General features: G+C 61.4%; 18 protein-coding genes. 9 read left to right on the top strand and 9 right to left on the bottom strand.

All coding sequences use genetic code 11. From position 1 onward, the window contains the following. Positions 1-9: 9 nt before the first annotated feature. Complete coding sequence (locus GTW23_RS20250) at positions 10-702, bottom strand: MOSC domain-containing protein (RefSeq protein WP_252917204.1); 693 nt, start codon at positions 700-702, stop codon at positions 10-12. Between the two features lie 5 nt (positions 703-707). Then, positions 708-1,256 (bottom strand): MarR family winged helix-turn-helix transcriptional regulator, encoded by a 549-nt coding sequence (locus GTW23_RS20255; protein WP_252917205.1) that lies wholly within the window; start codon positions 1,254-1,256, stop codon positions 708-710. Between the two features lie 87 nt (positions 1,257-1,343). Here GTW23_RS20255 and GTW23_RS20260 point away from each other — a divergent pair, with 87 nt between their 5' ends. The 5 genes from GTW23_RS20260 to GTW23_RS20280 all read left to right on the top strand — a co-directional run bounded on the left by GTW23_RS20260 (position 1,344) and on the right by GTW23_RS20280 (position 6,258). Beyond that, on the top strand, positions 1,344-2,090 hold the full coding sequence (locus GTW23_RS20260; protein ID WP_252917207.1) for a hypothetical protein: 747 nt from the start codon (positions 1,344-1,346) through the stop codon (positions 2,088-2,090). 115 nt (positions 2,091-2,205) lie between these two features. Continuing rightward, positions 2,206-2,850: a LysE family translocator gene (locus tag GTW23_RS20265; RefSeq protein WP_252917209.1), complete on the top strand. Its 645-nt coding sequence runs from the start codon at positions 2,206-2,208 to the stop codon at positions 2,848-2,850. A gap of 48 nt (positions 2,851-2,898) precedes the next feature. Further along, positions 2,899-3,633 (top strand): 16S rRNA (uracil(1498)-N(3))-methyltransferase, encoded by a 735-nt coding sequence (locus GTW23_RS20270; protein WP_252917211.1) that lies wholly within the window; start codon positions 2,899-2,901, stop codon positions 3,631-3,633. 139 nt (positions 3,634-3,772) lie between these two features. Further along, positions 3,773-5,146, top strand: a complete 1,374-nt coding sequence (locus GTW23_RS20275) for a glutamate--cysteine ligase (RefSeq protein ID WP_252917212.1) — start codon at positions 3,773-3,775, stop codon at positions 5,144-5,146. 227 nt (positions 5,147-5,373) lie between these two features. Next, the gene (locus GTW23_RS20280) at positions 5,374-6,258 is read left to right on the top strand and encodes a DUF937 domain-containing protein (protein ID WP_252917214.1); all 885 of its coding nucleotides are present in this window, start codon (positions 5,374-5,376) and stop codon (positions 6,256-6,258) included. Positions 6,259-6,360: 102 nt separating this feature from the next. On the opposite strand, the gene GTW23_RS20285 is transcribed toward GTW23_RS20280, so the two are convergent. After that, positions 6,361-6,642 carry a DUF1127 domain-containing protein gene (locus tag GTW23_RS20285; protein ID WP_152009905.1) on the bottom strand — a complete coding sequence of 94 codons (282 nt, stop codon included), beginning with the start codon at positions 6,640-6,642 and terminating at the stop codon, positions 6,361-6,363. A 143-nt stretch (positions 6,643-6,785) separates the two neighbouring features. Here GTW23_RS20285 and GTW23_RS20290 point away from each other — a divergent pair, with 143 nt between their 5' ends. After that, on the top strand, positions 6,786-7,745 hold the full coding sequence (locus GTW23_RS20290; RefSeq protein ID WP_152009906.1) for a LysR substrate-binding domain-containing protein: 960 nt from the start codon (positions 6,786-6,788) through the stop codon (positions 7,743-7,745). 140 nt (positions 7,746-7,885) lie between these two features. Continuing rightward, complete coding sequence (locus tag GTW23_RS20295; protein WP_193217327.1) at positions 7,886-8,992, top strand: endonuclease/exonuclease/phosphatase family protein; 1,107 nt, start codon at positions 7,886-7,888, stop codon at positions 8,990-8,992. Between the two features lie 61 nt (positions 8,993-9,053). Here the strand turns inward: GTW23_RS20295 and GTW23_RS20300 are convergent, their stop codons facing one another. The 4 genes from GTW23_RS20300 to GTW23_RS20315 all read right to left on the bottom strand — a co-directional run bounded on the left by GTW23_RS20300 (position 9,054) and on the right by GTW23_RS20315 (position 12,854). Continuing rightward, complete coding sequence (locus tag GTW23_RS20300; protein ID WP_152009908.1) at positions 9,054-9,467, bottom strand: MAPEG family protein; 414 nt, start codon at positions 9,465-9,467, stop codon at positions 9,054-9,056. Positions 9,468-9,545: 78 nt separating this feature from the next. Then, on the bottom strand, positions 9,546-10,154 hold the full coding sequence (locus GTW23_RS20305; protein ID WP_252917216.1) for a hypothetical protein: 609 nt from the start codon (positions 10,152-10,154) through the stop codon (positions 9,546-9,548). Continuing rightward, positions 10,154-11,656: an IMP dehydrogenase gene (gene guaB / locus GTW23_RS20310; protein WP_152009910.1), complete on the bottom strand. Its 1,503-nt coding sequence runs from the start codon at positions 11,654-11,656 to the stop codon at positions 10,154-10,156. Before guaB ends, GTW23_RS20305 begins: the two co-directional genes overlap by 1 nt. Before the next feature lie 229 nt (positions 11,657-11,885). Continuing rightward, the gene (locus tag GTW23_RS20315) at positions 11,886-12,854 is read right to left on the bottom strand and encodes an MBL fold metallo-hydrolase (RefSeq protein ID WP_252917487.1); all 969 of its coding nucleotides are present in this window, start codon (positions 12,852-12,854) and stop codon (positions 11,886-11,888) included. 253 nt (positions 12,855-13,107) lie between these two features. Between GTW23_RS20315 and GTW23_RS20320 the strand changes: the two genes are divergently transcribed. Further along, a complete protein-coding gene (locus tag GTW23_RS20320; protein WP_252917218.1) occupies positions 13,108-14,142 on the top strand; it encodes an alpha/beta hydrolase family protein in 1,035 nt (344 codons plus the stop codon). 228 nt (positions 14,143-14,370) lie between these two features. After that, positions 14,371-15,786, top strand: a complete 1,416-nt coding sequence (locus GTW23_RS20325) for a DHA2 family efflux MFS transporter permease subunit (RefSeq protein WP_252917220.1) — start codon at positions 14,371-14,373, stop codon at positions 15,784-15,786. Here GTW23_RS20325 and GTW23_RS20330 read toward each other — a convergent pair. Both GTW23_RS20330 and GTW23_RS20335 read right to left on the bottom strand, forming a co-directional pair. Next, complete coding sequence (locus GTW23_RS20330) at positions 15,769-16,485, bottom strand: RlmE family RNA methyltransferase (protein WP_252917221.1); 717 nt, start codon at positions 16,483-16,485, stop codon at positions 15,769-15,771. The genes GTW23_RS20325 and GTW23_RS20330 overlap by 18 nt on opposite strands. Further along, positions 16,482-18,041: a Ppx/GppA phosphatase family protein gene (locus tag GTW23_RS20335; protein ID WP_290129052.1), complete on the bottom strand. Its 1,560-nt coding sequence runs from the start codon at positions 18,039-18,041 to the stop codon at positions 16,482-16,484. The genes GTW23_RS20330 and GTW23_RS20335 overlap by 4 nt, the downstream gene beginning before the upstream one ends. Positions 18,042-18,272: the final 231 nt, after the last annotated feature.

Here is an 18,272-nt window from a genome sequence, read left to right on the forward strand (position 1 = left end):
GCTGCCGCGCTACCCTTCAAGCCGGACGGTGACGTCTTCGCTAAAACCTCGATGGGATTTGCGGCTGAAAGCGTCCGCCCAACCGGGTGCAAGCCGCGGCAACCGGGCCAATACTGAAGCGATATCCGGGGCAAGTCGCGGATTGAGCCGGGCGCGGGTGACGCGTTCAACAGTCCAGTCCGGATTCGGGCATTCCAGACGCATGATCTCGTCACCGATGCGCACCGTGCCAGGTTCAATCACGCGATAATACCAACCGGTGCGCGCGGTCTGCTGAAACAGGGCAGCCATGGTCTTCAAGCCCGCATGGGCATTGAGCTTCCAGCAAGGCTGGCGACCCTGGGATATCTCCACGATCGCAGACCCGAGTAGCAGTCTGTCGCCAATACAGAGATCACTCTCTGTCATACCGGTTGTCGAGATGTTCTCGCCAAACCGACCGGGCCCGAAACCGTCCGCAGAGGGGCCTAGTTCCGCCCGCCATGCTTCGTAGTGCTCCGCGGCATAGTGATGAACCGCCTTCTCGACGCCGCCGTGAACCGCAAGATCGGCCTGCTGATCATCCGCGAAACCGGTTTCCGTGAGAACCTGTGCAGCCGCTGTCGGCAGCTTGCCTATTGCCGAGACAGCCTTGCCTGGCCAGAGCTGGCGGACCTGGCCGACATAGAGCCCGGTCACTATGGCTCGGAGTTCAGGTCGCACTGGCATCACGCGGGCGAATGTTCATGGCAGATCTGTTCTGTCTCCGCCGGTTCGAGATCGACCTTGAGCAGGTGACAATAACTGGCGGATCCGCGGCGCTCATGATGGCGGCACTGGCGGCACAGGCCGAAGGATCTGCCGCCTTGCGCGGCCAGCAAGGTCCGCAGGACATTGCCCAGCCCCTGCTCCAGCGCCTGCACCCTGTCGGGGGGCAGACTGGCGATCGCGTTGTCGAGCGCTTTTCCGCTGAGTGCCAGTTCGCGCCCCTTGGCTGTCACTGAATAAGAGATGCTGCGCCGGTCGTTTTGTGAACGTGTTTCGGTGACCAGACCCTTGCGTTCGAGGGCCCGCAAGGTCTGTGAGACAGTACCGCGGGTGGAGCCTGAAAAGGAGGCGACATGGGAGGGAGCTCGCGAAAAACGGTTGGCATTGGAGAGGTAGCTCAGCGCCGCCATCTGGGCGGGGTTGAGCTCTCCAGCCCAGTCTTCCGCTTCGGAAAGCCGGGCAAGTCGCTCGATCAGGGCACGGATCTGATTGGAATGATGGGTACTCATGGCGATGATAATAGCGACTCGAAATATATCTTGCAATAGTTTCGACTCGCTACTATTAAGACCCGGTCAACCTGAAAGGAGACACCCATGAAACCACTTCTCATCATCGCTCTGAGCGGACTGCTCACCAGCCCGGCTCATGCAGACGAAACCCACGCGATCAACCAGAAAGGTGCGATCCAGTCGAAAGCCGACACCGGCACACCGGCACCGTTCGACATTCTCGCGGCCCATGTTCACAGGACCGGCAGTTCGATTACGTTTCACATGACAACGGAAGGGACAGCCGGGGCGGAGAAACCCTCCGCGAACGGTGCGCTTGCTGGCGCTCCGGTCTGGTCCTATGTCTGGCCGACTTCGCTCGATCCCTCCGAAGTGGGCTTTGAAGGCGGGACGGGCATTCTGGCGCTTGCCGCCACCAGCCATCCGGATTTCGACGACACACCGCTTTATGACGAGAACGGCGACGGCGACATGGCAAATGACGGCGCCGGCTGGCACAGCCATTGGGTGGTCCTGACCCCAAACGAGGCTTGCGGAGCGGGAGCGTTGTCCGTGCGTGACATCGGAGAGAACGAGACACCGAAATTGCCGGCAACGTGGCCGGGGTTACCGCTTTTCATCGACAGCCCTGGCTTCAATCCCGTGTTTGATGGTCCGGAAATTGCCGTCACGGTCACGTTGGCGGATTCCGGCGGAATTGCCGGGGCATCGTTCGACGGCGTAACAGCGGCACTGAAGATCAACGCAAACGTACATGCACCGCTGCTTTGTGTGACGGATGTGTTTGACATCGCTTCCGGAGATCTCAGTCTGCCGGGCACCATCGAATAGTATCCGCTGATACCTGCCCGGACCCGCACCAATTGATCAGGTGCGGGTCCGGGGATATTGACGCTCGCGGAAATTTACGGCTTGCTCCGGTTTTTCCACTTCGGAGCCAGACGCCATGCCAGTCTCACCCGAGCATTTTGCCGCATTCGTGCTCGCCAGCATCATCCTGCTGGTCATTCCAGGGCCGACCATCGTCATGGTGATCACCCAGGCGCTGGCGCATGGCCGCAAGACTGCGCTTGCGAGCGTGATGGGTGTCGGGCTGGGAGACCTGCTTGCGACATCGCTGTCAATCGCAGGCGCCGGCGCATTGCTGGCGGCGTCCGCGTCGCTGTTTCAGGCGCTGAAGTTCATCGGTGCGGTCTATCTGATCTGGATCGGATACAAGATGTGGCGGACGCCTGTGACACTGCCCGAGATGGCTGCAGCCGAAGTGGCAGACCATTCCGGCAAACCGACGACGATCTTTCGCGATTCCTTTCTGATCACGGCGCTCAACCCCAAGGGTATCCTGTTCTTCGTGGCCTTCGTGCCGCAGTTCATCGACCCCGCCCTGCCCTATGCGCCGCAGGCCGCAACCTATGTGCTGACCTTCACCTTTCTCGGAGTAATCAACGCGGCCATGTTCGCCTATGCCGCCGCCGGCGCCCGGCAGACCATCCGCCGGCCAAAGGTGATGAAACTGGCGATGCGCACCGGCGGATCGCTGTTGATCATGGCAGGCGTTGCCGCGGCGCTGACACGGCGGGCGACCAGTTGATCTCCCCGGGAGCTTGATCTTCCGGTCGGCCTGGGCAAGAAGACGCGCATGCGTGCCAATTACAAACTGCAAAGACTTTATCTCGACACCGAACTTGCCGAAGGTGCGCTTGCCCCGTTGGGCAAGGAACAGGCACATTACCTGCTCACCGTGCTGCGGTTCGGTGATGGCGCCGAGGTTCTTGTCTTCAACGGACGTGACGGCGAGTTTTCCGCTACGCTGCGTCCTCAAGGCAAGAAATCTGCAAGCCTGGAAATCAGCGTCCGGACCCGGGAACAACCCGAGCAATCGCGGCTGGATTTCCTGTTCGCGCCGCTGAAAGTCGGCCGGCTGGAATATCTCGTGCAAAAAGCTACCGAAATGGGTGTGCGCAGGATCACGCCGGTGTTCACCGATCATACCCAGCTGCACAAGGTCAATGCAGGGCGGCTTGAGGCCAACATTATCGAAGCAGCCGAGCAATGTGGCAATCTCGCAATCCCGGAACTGGCGGAAGCGGTCAAGTTTGACAGCCTGATTGCTGACTGGGACCCGGCGCGCCGCATCATTTTCTGCAACGAGAGCCAGGCCGGCAACAATCCGGCCAAGGCGCTTGAGAGCATCAAGGAACGCGATCTGGCGCTGTTGGTCGGTCCGGAAGGCGGCTTTTCCGAGCGGGAACGGGAGGTCCTGACCGCCCTGCCCTTCGTCACATCAATACCGCTGGGACCGCGTATCCTTCGCGCCGACACGGCCGCGGTGGCGGCCCTGACAGCGGTTCAAATGACCATCGGCGACTGGTAGGGTTGCAGATCAGCTACGGATCAAGCTTCTTTGATCCTTCGATCAAGGATTTTCGCTTGCATGGCGGACCGGTTCCGGTCCAATCAGCGTCAGGATGCGTGGTTTGAGATCGCGCCTGTGAGATGAAAAAGGGTCAGCCATGGCGCGCGACACCACCGACGACACCCCGATCAGTTCGATCAATGAACTGGCCGACTGGATGGCTGCGGGCTGCAAGCCGCAGGACAAATGGCGGATCGGCACCGAGCACGAGAAGTTCGTGTTCTATACCGATACCCACGAACCCGTCCCCTATGAGGGCGATCGCTCGATCAAGGCATTGCTCGAGGGCATGGCATCCATGCTTGGCTGGGAGCCGATCATCGACGCGGGGAAGATCATAGGCCTGGTCGAACCGACAGGCGCCGGCGCCATCAGCCTTGAGCCGGGCGGGCAGTTCGAGCTGTCAGGCGCGCCGCTCGAGACCATTCACCAGACCTGCCGCGAATCCAATGCCCACCTGGCGCAATTGCGGGAGATCGCCGAGCCGCTGGGCATCCGTTTTCTCGGCATCGGCGGCAGCCCGGCGTGGTCTCTGGCCGAGACGCCGAAGATGCCGAAATCCCGCTATGACATCATGACCCGCTACATGCCGAAGGTCGGAAGCCAGGGGCTCGACATGATGTACCGGACCTGCACGATCCAGGTTAATCTCGACTTTTCCTCGGAAGCCGACATGCGCCGAAAGATGCAGCTGGGCATGAAGCTGCAGCCGCTGGCGACCGCGCTGTTTGCCGCATCTCCCTTCACCGAAGGCAAGCCCAACGGCCTGGTTTCCTGGCGCGGCGATATCTGGCGCGACACCGACAACCAGCGCTCGGGGCAATTGCCGTTTGTCTATTCGGATGATTTCGGCTTCCTGGATTACGTCGAATGGGCGCTGGATGTACCGATGTATTTCGTGCTTCGCGACGGGCGTTACCACGAGGCGACCCATGTCACCTTCCGTCAGTTCATGAACGGCGCCTTGAAGGGCGAACTGGACCAGCCCATGCCCACGATGGGCGACTGGACCAACCATCTGGGGACGCTGTTTCCCGACGCCCGGCTCAAGCGCTTCATCGAAATGCGCGGCGCAGACGGTGGCCCGTGGCGTCGGATCTGTGCGCTGCCGGCGTTCTGGGTCGGTCTGCTCTATGATGAAAGCGCGATCGGTGAAGCGCTCGAACTCACCCGCAACTGGAGCCTGGAAGAGGTGAACAGCCTGCGCAACACCACTCCACGCGATGGGCTGAACGCCAGAATCAATGACAAATCGCTGCATGATATCGGCCGCGAGGTGCTCGGCATTTCCCGCCGGGGCCTCATCAACAGGGCACGGCTGAATTCCGAAGGCAATGACGAAAGCCATTTCCTGGCTCCGCTGGAGGAATCCATCGCTCGCGGAACAACCCTGGCCGAAGAAATGCTGGCGCTCTACAACGGCCGCTGGCAAGGATCCGTCGACCCGGTCTTCACCGATTACGCCTATTGATCCATGTCGCGCTCATTTGGATCGGATAGAGCGACAGCATACATGCATTTGTTCTCAGCGTTACAGCGCCCTTAGCCCATCCAATCGAATGCGCGGCGCTGTAGCCCCGGACGCGGGTATCCAGACAATGCGTGCCCGGACAAGGGATTGCCGCCCTAGGCACAAAGCTTCGGGCGGTATAGTCTTTGCTCAAGCCCCTTGGGGCGATTGAGGAGAGACCTGATCCGATGATGCCGCTTTACGACATGATGATGAACGCCAACAACGGCAACGCGATGCGGGCCATGGCGCAGCAATTCGGCCTGAGCACCAGCCAGGTGGAACAGGCAATGGCGGCACTGATGCCAGCCTTTTCAACGGGCCTGAAGCGCAACGCTTCCAACCCCATGGACATGTCGAATTTCCTGTCAGCGCTCGCTGGCGGCAACCATGCCCAGTATTTCGAGAACATGCAGAATGCTTTCAGCCCACAGGCCATGCAGGAGGGCAACGGCATTCTGGGGCACCTGTTCGGATCCAAGGAAGTCAGCCGCGCGGTCGCGGCACAGGCCGAAGCGGCGACAGGCATCGGCCAGGAGGTCTACAAGCAGATGCTGCCGATCCTGGCGACGACCATTATGGGCGGGCTCTTCAAGCAGGCGACCGGACAGGCTTCCGGCCATGGTCAAGCCAATGCCATGGGTGGCTCCAATCCGATCGGGGACCTGATCTCCGAGATGATGCGCCAGGGCTTGGGGGGCGGCCAAGCGAAACCGGCGCCCAGGGCCTCGCCAATGGACAATCCGCTGGGGCAGATCCTTGAAGGCATGTTCGGCGGCGGGGCGCAGCGCCCGGCCACGCAAACTACCGGCAACCCTTTCGGCGACAATCCTCTCGGACAGATCTTTCAGGACATGCTCGGTGGCGCCATGGGCGGCGGCCAGCCTCGTGAGGCGCCCGAGCCCGAGCAACAGCCTGACCCGGACCGCATGCCGTCAGGCCGCAAGCGCAACCCCTATGACGACTTGTTCGGACCGATGTTCGATGCCGGCAAGGAGGTGCAGCAGGGCTATCAGAAGAACATGGAAACGATTTTTGACCAGTATCTTCAGGGCATGAAGCGGTCGCAGTAGCACCTGCAACAAAAAGACCCGGCCGCGAAACTCGAAGGAGTTGCCGGGCGGCCGGGCTAAGGGCGGGACACAGGGCAGTATCCCGCGGGGGACAGTGATAATTCAGTAGTAGCTGTTCAGGCGTGCGCGGCGGGCCAGCTCAACCGTCGGATCGGCATTGAACGGCACGGAAAATCCATAGCGCACATCATCGCGGGTCAAGCCGATATCCGACAGTTCACGATCGGACAGCTCGGCAATCTTGCAAGCCTTACGGCGATTGAGCCGAGCATTGGAAACCTGCCGGACGTTGCGCACCAGCGCGTGCGCGAAACCCAGGACGACCGAGCCGAAACCCGGAGTGCGGACAGCCGACAATGCGGCAGTGAAACTGCGTGCGTTCATGGCAATGATCCTTAATAAAACCTGCGCCAGTCAAAGGGCCGGGGCGCAAACCGAACTTGCAAATCCTGTTTCTCAAAAAACGATTGATCATACCAGCGAATGTTTCTAATTCTTATCATCAGAACTTTTGATAGGAGCCTGACATGCCCGCACCGCTTGATATCGATCAGCTGCAGACCTTCGTGGCGATTGTCGACACCGGGAGCTTCACGCGTGCGGCAGACAAGGTGTTCAAGACCCAGAGCGCGGTTTCGATGCAAATGCGGAGGCTTGAGGAGCGGGTCGGCAAGACCCTGTTCATTCGCGACGGCAGGCTCAACCGGCTAAGCGAGGACGGGGAGCGCATGCTCGGTTATGCACGCCGGATCATCCGCCTCAACAACGAAACCATCGCCGCATTCGATGATCACCAGCTCGAAGGCTCGATCCGGATCGGCACTCCTGACGACTATGCCGACCGCTATATGCCCGCCATCATCGCCCGCTTTGCCAAGACAAATCCGAATGTCGAGCTCTATATCGAATGCGAGCCATCGGTGGAACTTGCCGCGAGGCTAGCGCGGGGCGAGCTCGACGTGGCGCTGGTGACCCACAATCCGCGTGAACGGACATCGGAAGTGGTGCGGACCGAGCCGCTCTACTGGGTGACTTCGATGAACCACACGGTGCATGAGGACCCGGTGGTGCCGCTGGCCGTGGGGCGCAGGTCCTGCAACTGGCGCAACATTGCCTGCACGGCGCTGGATTCGGCCGGACGCGACTATCAGGTGCTGTTTACCAGCTGGTCGGCAACCGTTGTGGCGTCCGCCGTGCTTTCGGGTCTTGCGGTGTCGCTGTTGCCTGAATGCGCGGTGCGCCCGGGGATGCGAATCCTGTCTCCGGCTGATGGATTTCCAGCACTTCAACCAGCACAGATCGGCCTGATGAAACGACCGGGCGCGCCTGCTGCGCTGGTCAATGCGATCTGCGGCCACATAGCCGCCAGCCTCGACAACATCACCCCGGTGGGTTCAGAGGAAAAACCGATGTCGGCGGCTTCGGGGTCCTCCTCACGCCGCGAGGCCCGGGGCCGAGGGGATCTTGCCGCGGTCCCCGCCTGGTAAGAAGCCCGACCAGCCAAGCTGCAGTCTTGCCATCAGCGTTCAGTTGGTGGGACCAGAGGTCCGGCCCGACTGGTCGCAGCCTTACATTGCAGTGATTTTGAGCTATGCTCTTTCAGTTGAATGCAGAGAGAGGAATGGCCGTGTCGTTCATTTCATCCATTCGCTACATCAAGCCCGATGCGCACCGGGCCTTCGTCGCCGAGCGGCTGAAGGCGCTCAAGCAGCAGCTTGATGAGGAAATCCACGGCCAAACGGACGACACCTCGCTCAGGCTTGCGACCTGGAACATCATGCATTTTTCCGATGGCGGTGCCTATGACCGGACCACGGAATCGCTACTCTACATTGCCGAGATCATCGATCACTTCGACCTCGTCGCCATCCAGGAAGTCAATCACGACCTGAAGAAGTTCGAACTGCTGATGCAGCGATATCTGGGCGGCGACTGGGACTACATTCTCACCGACGCCAGTGGCAACCGCGAACGCCTGGCCTTTGTCTACCGCAAGGCAAAGGTCCGGTTTCTTCGCGAAGCCGGGGAAATCGTCTTGCCGGAAGGCCAGGAAATCGTCGCTCCGGACCAGGTGAATGCGACCCGCAAACTTCAGTTCGCGCGCACGCCCTTTGCCGTCACCTTCCAGGCGGGATGGTTCCGGTTCAAGCTTTGCACGGTGCATATCTATTACGGGAAATCGGCGGACAATTCCCCGGAAATGGAGCAGCGACGCGGCGAGATCGAAAAGATCGCGGTGTTTCTGGCGAAAATGCAAAAGGCAGAGAAACGCAGTTCGGGCACTGATGCCAACATGATCCTGCTGGGAGACTTCAACATCATCAGCCCGGAACACCGGACCATGAAAGCCTTGCTGGATGCGGGATTCGTGACCACCGACGGGATCAAGGATGCGGCCACCAGCCTGTCGGGCAAGCACCACTACGACCAGATTGTCTTCAAACTCGCCGAGCGAAGGGTGAAGCTCGGCCGATCCGGTGTGCTCGACATCTTCAAGAGCGTCTATCGCAGCGAGGATGCCGCGCATTATGCGGACGTGTCGGAAATCAAACGGATCACCGATGGCCGGGACGGCAGCGCCCGCACCAGGGACAAGGCGATGGACTATTTCCGGAACTACTACCGCAAGCACCAGCTGTCAGATCACAATCTGCTCTGGTGCGAGGTCAAGACGGATTTTTCCGGTCATTATCTCGATGCCATCGCCTCCGGACGCGACCCGCGCAAGATGTAGGTCCTTCTGGTATTCACGCGACGCGCTATGCCAGTCTCAGGCTTTTACGGGGATGCACCGCTCAAGCGATGTGAAATGCCAGAAGCAGCCACTGAACCAGATTGATCGCCAGGCCGACAATGAACAGCATCCGGCGTGGCCTGATGCGGTTGGTTGTCAGGTGGATCCAGGCGTGGGCCGCGCGGGCCAGCACAAAGGCCCAGGCCACGATCACCGCCGCCATACCGGCTCCGCCGGTGACGAAGAGCGACAGGCAGGCTGCGAAAAACAGCACCGGCAGCTCAAACTGGTTGGTCAGGTTGCGGGCTGCGGTCGCACTCGGTTCCGGCTCGATCGACGGAACCTTGAAATCCGATGGTCTGGCGTTGCCGGCCTTGACCGCGCCGATACGGCGGGAGGACATGACGACATAGACCACGTAGGTCAGAAGCACCTGGGCCAGAACCGGCCAGAAAATTGCAGTCGATGAGGTCATTGCGCCATACACCCATGGTTGCCAAGGTTTCGCCTTCCCTAAACTGCAATCACGTCAACAGCAAGGGATCGGGTCTGGTCAACCGCCGGAACCGGGCGCTTCGCTGCGCCGGGCAGCGGTCAATCGCCAGGTCCAGAGCGCAATGATCAAGGCAAAGGCAAGGCTGAGGGTGACGTATTTGCCCGTCGTAAGGACGCGCAGCACAAAGACAAAGCTCTGGTTGAATTCGAGCGCGAGTGCCTTGGGCCCGAACATGGCATCAGCGACGGCGTTCTCGATAAAATCGCAGGCAAGGTATGTGAAAGCAAGGGCCAGGACCAGACCGAAACCGACGGCCGCCAGCCGCGGCGCCTGACCAGGCCGCGAAGGGCGAAAAAGCGCCGCAAAGCCGCAGAACGCCAAGCTTGCGGTCAGCAGCGGAGGGAATACGAGATCATAGCTGGCATGCAGCGAAACATAGGCTTCCGAGGCGCTTGTCCGGCCGGTTGCCTGCGCTATCGCGTGATCGGACCTGAAGGCCGCGAACACGGTGCGGGCTCCCTCCAGATCATATCCGAAAGGCAGCTGATCCGGGATCCTCATATCAGCCAGAAGCGCGTTGATCGGCGGGACCTGGATGAACGCAACATAAGCAAACAGCCCGGCCGTGATCATGCACAGCAGCCAGCCGGGCCAAAGCCGTCGCATCACATCGCGCCGGGATAGTTGGGGCTTTCCCGGGTGATGCTGACATCATGGGTGTGGCTTTCGCGCAGCCCGGCCCCGGAGATCCGGACAAAAGTCGCGCGGTCATGGAAGTTCTTCAGATCCGATGCGCCGACATAGCCCATAGCCGCCTTGAGGCCGCCAGCCAGCTGATGCAGAACGCCCGATACCGGCCCCTTGTAGGGAACCTGGCCCTCGATACCCTCGGGCACAAGCTTGAGTGTATCGCGAACCTCGGCCTGGAAGTAGCGGTCGGCCGAGCCGCGCGCCATGGCGCCGACGGAACCCATGCCGCGATAGGCCTTGAAGGAGCGGCCCTGGTGCAGATAGACCTCGCCCGGGCTTTCATCGGTGCCGGCGAGCAGCGAGCCGACCATGACGGCAGAGGCGCCGGCGGCGATTGCCTTGGCCAGGTCGCCCGAATACTTGATGCCGCCGTCAGCGATCACCGGAACGTTGTGCTTCTGGGCTTCATCGACGGCGCTCATGATCGCCGAAAGCTGCGGCACACCGACACCGGCGACAATGCGCGTGGTGCAGATCGAGCCGGGGCCGATCCCGACCTTGACGGCATCCGCACCTGCATCGATGAGCGCCCTTGCGCCCTCCGCCGTTGCCACGTTGCCAGCCATGATGCGGACCGAGTTGGACAGTTTCTTGGCGCGGGTGACGGCATCAAGCACCCGCTGCGAGTGGCCATGGGCGGTGTCGATGACCAGGAGGTCCACACCGGCGGCGATCAGGCGTTCGGCGCGCTCGAACCCGTCCTCGCCCACCGAGGTGGCCGCAGCTGCGCGCAGCCGCCCCTGCTCGTCCTTGGAGGCGTTCGGGTTGAGTTGCGATTTCTCTATGTCCTTGACGGTGATCAGGCCGACGCAGCGACCTTCGCCGTCGACGACCACCAGCTTCTCGATCCGATGGCTGTGCAGCAGCCGCTTGGCTTCGGTCTGTTCGACGCTCTCCTTGACCGTGACCAGGTTCTCATGGGTCATCAGTTCATGGATCTTCTGATTCGGGTCGGAGGCAAAACGAACGTCACGGTTGGTCAGGATGCCAACCAGGTGGCCCGGGCCGGAGCTGTCACCGCTGCGATGCTCGACCACGGGGATCCCGGAGATGCCATGGGCCTTCATCAATGCGAGCGCTTCAGACAATGGCGCATTCGGGCTGATGGTCACCGGATTGACGACCATGCCGCTTTCGAATTTCTTGACCTGCCGGACCTGCTCTGCCTGCTCTTCCGGCGTCAGGTTGCGGTGGATGACGCCAATGCCGCCAGCCTGCGCCATGGCAATGGCCAGGCGGGCTTCGGTGACTGTGTCCATGGCGGAGGAAATGATCGGCAGGTTGAGGTCAAAATCACGAGCAATGCGGGTCGCGATGTTGGCCTGACCAGGCATGATCTCCGAATGACCGGGCTGCAACAGCACGTCATCGAAAGTCAGCGCTTCAGCGCCGGTAATGGATTGGATAATGGTCGCCATCGCCTGTCGGTTCCGTCTGTTCGGGGCCGCCCGAAGCGGGTTGCCCGGTGCTGTTTCGGGTGTTTCGCGTTGGCAGCGGCAAGTACCACGCTTCCGACGGTTGGGAAAGAGCGGGAATGGCTTTGATCACCGAATTTCGCTGCGGCGCACACTTTCGGCATTCCGAGCAAACAAAAACCCGGGCATTGCTGCCCGGGCCCTGGCTCTCACACCGGGATAGGATGAATCCTCAGAGATCCAGCTGGTAGGTCTCGGGGATGAAGCGGTAGCCTTCCGACGCCTTCTCGATAAAGCCGACGGACGGGAACGGCATGTGGTAGCCGATGAACGGGAGCCGGTCGGCAGCAATCATGTCAAACACGGCCTTGCGGGTCTGGGCGGCAGCGGCCTTGTCGGCATCAAACAGCACTTCCCAGTCCGGGCGCTGCAGCGAAAGAACAAAGTGATTTGCCGTATCGGCGGTCAGCATCAGCTTGCGGCCACCTGATTCCAGACCATAGATCATGTGACCCGGGGTATGGCCGAAGGCTGCCATGCTGGTGATGCCTGATACCACGCTTTCACCATCGCCGATGAAGCTCATCTTTTCGGCGAGCGGCACGACTTTTGAGACGACGCCCTTATGGCCGTTTTCCGCGCCGGTTCCGATGCGGTCTTCAGACGACCAGAAGTCATACTCGGCCTGACCGGTGACGTAGCGGGCGTTCGGGAACGTCGGAGCGCCGGCTTCCATCAGGCCGCCGATGTGGTCGCCATGCAGGTGGGTGAGCACCACAACGGTGACCTGTTCGGGCGTGTAGCCAGAAGCCTTGAGATTTGCCAGCGTCTGGCCGACGCCGCCTTCGCGGCCGCCCTCGCCATTGCCGGTGTCGAACAGAACCAGATCGGACCCGGTGTTGACCAGGGTCGGTGCAAATGTGAACTGCATCTGGTCGACCGGCAGGTAATTGGTATTGAGAAGCTCTGCGACTTCTTCCTCGGTCTTGTTGGTGCCGAAGATCTTCTGCGGGCCGGGTACGACGCGATGGCCGTCGGACAGCACGGTGATCTCGAATTCACCCAAGGAAAAGCGCTTGTAGGCAGCAGGTTGAGCCGCAGCCATCGGCACCTCTGCCTGGGCAGCGCGAACCATCAGCTGGGGAGCAGCGAGTGCTCCAGCACCGAGGACGGTCGCCTTGAAAAGATTACGACGGGACATGCTGGATGAGTTTGACACGGTAAAAGCCTCCGAGGGAAAGAAGATGCACCGACCCGAGATGGCGCGACATTGCCGAACGGCAAGCGTTGGGCGACCTTTACAAAGGGTGACGCAGCGTCAAGCCAGTGTGAACAATCCCGTCAAAGATGAGAAATTACAGGGAGAATGCTGTAATCCAACCCCCACCATATAAATTTAGGGTTGAAATTTACACGCTATGCGCGGCATAGGGGGTTCTCAAGGGAGCCTCATCTTGAACAATCTGCTCGGCCTGATCGCTGCCTTTCTGGCGTCGTTTTTCCTGCTCTACGCGCTGGTCAGCAAGGACCAGCCGGCGAAGCATGCGGGCTTGAAATCCGTCGGTCTGCCGCCCTTGCTCGCGATCCATGATCTCTATGCAGCATCAAGCGCTTTGCCGCGCCATGACAAGGAACCGAACATCGGCTTAACATCCGGCACCGAGATAGGGTGGCGGCAGCGATACGGCAACAGGAACGGCAGCACCATCCGTCTTGCGTTGCCGCTAACAGGTCCCAATCCAGGGCCGTTGCCGATGGTCGTTGTGATAGAAAGCGGGGCTGAGAGCGGCATTTCGGCAGACAGGAAACGCACAGAGCTCTTCCTGACCAATCGCGGATATGCAGTGCTTTCCATTGCTTGCCGGGGGGCTTCATCCGCCAATCTGGCTTTGGGCGCACCCTTAGATGCCACCCGAGAGAGCTCCTGCGGGGCCGCTATGATCCGGGACGAGGTCAGGCTGCGGATCGAACAGGGTATCGCCGACCCGCAGGCCCTGGCGGTGCTTGGATCAGGGATGGGCGCGCGCCTGGCGCTGATGACCATGGTGCTCGAGCCCGACCTGTTCAAAGCCGCAATCCTTCATTCCGCCGTGATCGACATGCCGCGGCCTCTCCCCGGCAGGCAATCCGTGATGACCCCGTTCAAGGCTGTCGTTACAAGCGTGCAAGGTACCGGCGAAGGCGATGTGATGCCTTTGATCGTCGCCTCCCCGTTTGAACTTGCAAAAAGCATTCGGGGTGCGGTTTTGATCACCCATGGCAAAGCGGATGAGGTTGCGCCCGTCGAACACGCAGAGGCCTTTGCCCGTGCGCTTCGACGCGCAGGAAAGGCCGTCGAAGCGGCCTACTTCAATCACGAAGACCACTGCTATTCCCTTTGGCAAACCCGTGTGCAGACCGCACGCCTGTCCGAAAGCTTCCTCGCCCATCATCTGGGTGGCAGGAATGGCGGCTATGACTTTATTGAACTGCTGGCAAAACTGTTCTGAGATTTAGCATAATTATATATGCATTGCTGATTCGAATGGCTTTAAAGCTTGCCGCGCACAGGGCAATCGCCTGGGAAAGCCGCTCCGGTTCGAAGGGGCGTTCAGGTTGACTTCGCCAAGATTGACATGGTGTCACCCTTTCAGTGACGGCTTTTTCCTGCGATACCGTCAGCCTTCCATTTGCTTCCGTGCCCGGCGCGGCTGTCTCTGCTCCAACGGATACTTCCTGTGAATCGTTCAATTCCGCTTGTTCTGGCTGTTGCCCTTTTCATGGAACAGATGGATTCGACCGTCATCGCCACCGCGCTGCCGGCGATCGCGGCCGACGTCAACACGAGTCCGATCTCGCTCAAACTGGCCTTGACGGCCTATCTCGTATCGCTCGCAATCTTCATTCCTATTTCCGGCTGGATGGCCGACCGTTTCGGCGCACGGCGCATCTTTGCCATCGCCATCGGCGTGTTCCTCGCGGGATCGATCGCCTGCGCCGTCTCGGGCAGCCTCATCGAATTCGTGGCTGCGCGCTTCCTGCAAGGCATGGGCGGGGCGATGATGACGCCGGTGGGCCGGCTGGTGCTGCTGAGGTCGACCGAAAAGTCGCAACTGGTCAGTGCCATGGCCTGGCTGACGATACCCGCACTGGTCGGCCCGATGGTGGGCCCGCCGGTCGGTGGTTTCCTGACCACGTTCCTGAGCTGGCACTGGATCTTTTTGATCAACATTCCGATCGGGCTCGCCGGCATCGTTTTCGCGATCAAGATCCTGCCTGACGACGGCATCCGCGTCCGCGACAAGGTGGACTGGACCGGTTTCCTGCTATCGGGAACCGCAACCTCGGGAATCGTCTTCGGCCTGTCGGTGATCAGCCTTCCGGTCCTGCCGCCGGTGTGGGGTCTGGCCATAACCGGGATCGGCATACTGTCGCTGATCGCCTATCTCAGGCACGCCCGCGCGCACCCCAAGCCGCTGCTCGATCCGAAGATCTTCCGGAACCGGACGTTTTCCCTGTCGCTGCTCGGATCAAGCCTGTTCCGGGTCGGGTCGGGCGCCGTTCCCTTTCTGCTGCCGCTGATGCTCCAGCTCGGCTTCGGCATGTCGCCGTTCCAGTCCGGCATGATCACCTTCATCTCGGCCGCAGGCGCCATCCTGATGAAATTTGCCATCAAACGAATCCTGAGCCTCGGCGGCTTCCGCTTCACGCTGCTGGTGGCAGCCGCCGGATCTGCGCTCTCGATCGCGGTCAACGGGTTCTTCACACCCGCGACTCCGATCACGCTGATCCTCCTGATCCTGTTCGTCAGCGGACTTGTACGGTCGATGTTCTTCACCGCGGTCAATGCCCTGACCTTTTCCGAAATCAGCCCAGAAGAGGCGGCCCAGGCGAGCTCGATCACCTCGGCATCCCAGCAGGTCTCCATCGCCATCGGCGTGGCACTTGCCGGCGGCATTGTCGAAGTGGTGACAAGGCTGGATGGCGGAGTGCTCGGTCTCAACGCGTTTCACACCGCCTTCTTCGCGGTGGCAGCGCTGACCTCTGTGGCGATCCTGCCGTTCCTGGTTTTGCCCCCGGATGCCGGCGACGCGGTATCGGGCCGGGCGCTCGGGCGCGCCGGGCCCCGCGCCGCTTCACCCGTTCGCAGCTAGCTCCGAATTACCGCGGCCCTTGAAGCCCTTGGCCAGAACGAACATCTCCACCGATTCAGCGCGCGAAGACGGCGGCTTGATGTGGATGACCGATTTGAAATTCTGCTTGAGCAGGGTCAGGAGATCGTTCTCGGTACCGCCCTGAAAGGTCTTGGCGAGAAAGTGACCTCCAGGGGTCAGCACCTCGATGGCAAAATGCGCCGCCACCTCGCACAGATGCATGGTCCTGAGGTGATCGGTGCGCTGGTGGCCGGTGGTGGGGGCCGCCATGTCGGACAAGACGACGTCGGGCGCGCCGCCGAGCGCGTCCTTGAGGGCTTGCGGCGCGGCGTCGTCGAGAAAGTCCATCTGCAGGAACTTGACGCCGGCCAGACCATCCATCTCGAGGAAATCGATAGCCACGACCTTCGGATCTTGATCGGTGGAGTCGGTCACCTGCGCCGAGATCTGCGACCAGCCGCCGGGTGCTGCGCCGAGGTCGATGATGCGTTTGGCCTTGTCAAGAATCTTGTGCTTGGCGTCGATCTCGAGAAGCTTGTAGACAGCGCGCGAGCGGTAGCCTTCCTGCTTGGCCTGCTGGACATAGGGATCGTTGAGATGGCGCTCGATCCAGCGCCGGGACGAGGCCTTGAGCTTGCTCTTGCGCTTGACCTTCTGTCCAAGCTTGCGCCCGGTGGGTCCTGTCGGAGGACGGGTCATGGTTTGTCCCCTTGCACGGGTCGCGGGTTGCGATGGCGGTGGTTCCGGCCGCTGCGCCGCCAGGCCCCGTCGGACGCCATCATCTCGTTGAGAAGACCCTCGCGCAGTCCGCGATCGGCAACGCGCATCCGCTCCGATGGCCAGCGCTTGCGGATCGACTGCAGGATGGCGCAACCGGCCAGCACCAGATCGGCCCGGTCGGCGCCGATGCAGGGATTGGCGGCGCGGGCCTCGAAATCCCAGGACAAGAGCCTGTCGAGCATGCGGTCGACATCCTCGTTTGACAGCCACAATCCGTCTACCTTGCGGCGGTCATAACGCGGCAGGTCGAGATGCAGGCCGGCAAGCGTGGTGACCGTTCCCGACGTGCCGAGCAGGTGGATGCGGCCCTCGCCGAGCGCCGAAAACGCCGGCAGCGACGGCGGGTCAAAGGCCGCGAGCATGGCATCGACTTCCTCGACCATCGCCTGAAACACCGCGGGCGTGACCAGGCAGCCGCCATGGCGTTCCGACAATGTCACGACGCCCACGGGCAGCGACGTCCAGGCCTTGATGTGATTGGCCAGCCGGTTCGAGCGGTTTTCGGTCAGGTCGATCATGGCAATCTCGGAAGAGCCGCCGCCAATATCGAACAACACCAGGCCGTCGGTCTCGCGGCCTACCAGCGACGAGCAGCCGGCCACGGCCAGCCTGGCTTCGGTTTCGCGGGTGACGATTTCGAGCTCGAGGCCGGTTTCGGCCAGCACACGCTCCAGAAACGCCGCACCATTGCGCGCCGACCGGCAGGCTTCCGTGGCAATCAGGCGATGCCGTCGCACCGGCCGGTTCTTGAGCTTTCCGGCACAGATCTTCAACGCTTCCACGGCCCTGTCCATGGCGTCCTGCGACAACTCGCCGGTGGCATCGAGGCCTTCGCCCAACCGGACAATCCGCGAAAACGCATCCACCACCCTGAACTGACCCGGCCGCGTCGGCTGGGCGACCAGCAGGCGGCAATTGTTGGTGCCCAGATCAAGCGCGGCATAGAGGTCATCGGCCTGCCTGCGCACGCCCTGCCCGGAAGCGGCGGCGGGCTTGGTTTGCACACCGGCCACAGGTTGAGTGCTTGCGCCGGCTTGCTGCCCGGCATGCGGCTGGCCCGGTGATTTCTGCGAGGTGAGCGGGCGGCCCTGAATTTCGCGGCCGGACTTGCGGCGTCGCCTGCGCCCTTTCTTGCCGCCCGCGGGCGCTGCCGCGGTCTCGGCTGACGGTGTGTTTTCGGTGGAGGCCGCGGGTGCGCTCGCGGTCTCGCCCTTGCGCGCAGATTTCCTGCGTCGCCGCCTGCGTCGTCCCGACGGCTCCGGGCCGTCCTTTCTGGTGGTGGATTCGCTGGCCGAAGATCGCCCTGATGCCGATGCATCAGAAGACGAGCTTGGAACCACGGTTTTGCCGTGTTCCTGCTTCACGCCGTCCGTCGCTGCCTTGCCGGCGCGCCCAGACTGCCTTTCACCTGCCAGTGATGCACCTACGTCTGGCGTGTCGCCGTCGCGAAGGTCTTTCACGGTCTGTCCTGTCATGCGCGGCGAGCAAGGGCCCGCACCACGCTTCACGGTTTGTCGTTGGGAAAAGATTAGCAAAGCGGCGGACAGAACGCAAAAACTCTTTTCGCGTTCCGTCCGCCGGGACGCGAGGCAGGCGCAGGCATGATCTGCCATTTATCCTGAGCATTATCAAAAAACTCTGCAATCCGGGTTTGCATCCCTATCGTTTATTGGTTATACACCGGCGCGCCGACCGGGTTCTGCCCG

This window comes from Parahoeflea alexandrii (assembly GCF_024105735.1).
GTDB lineage: Bacteria > Pseudomonadota > Alphaproteobacteria > Rhizobiales > Rhizobiaceae > Hoeflea > Hoeflea alexandrii.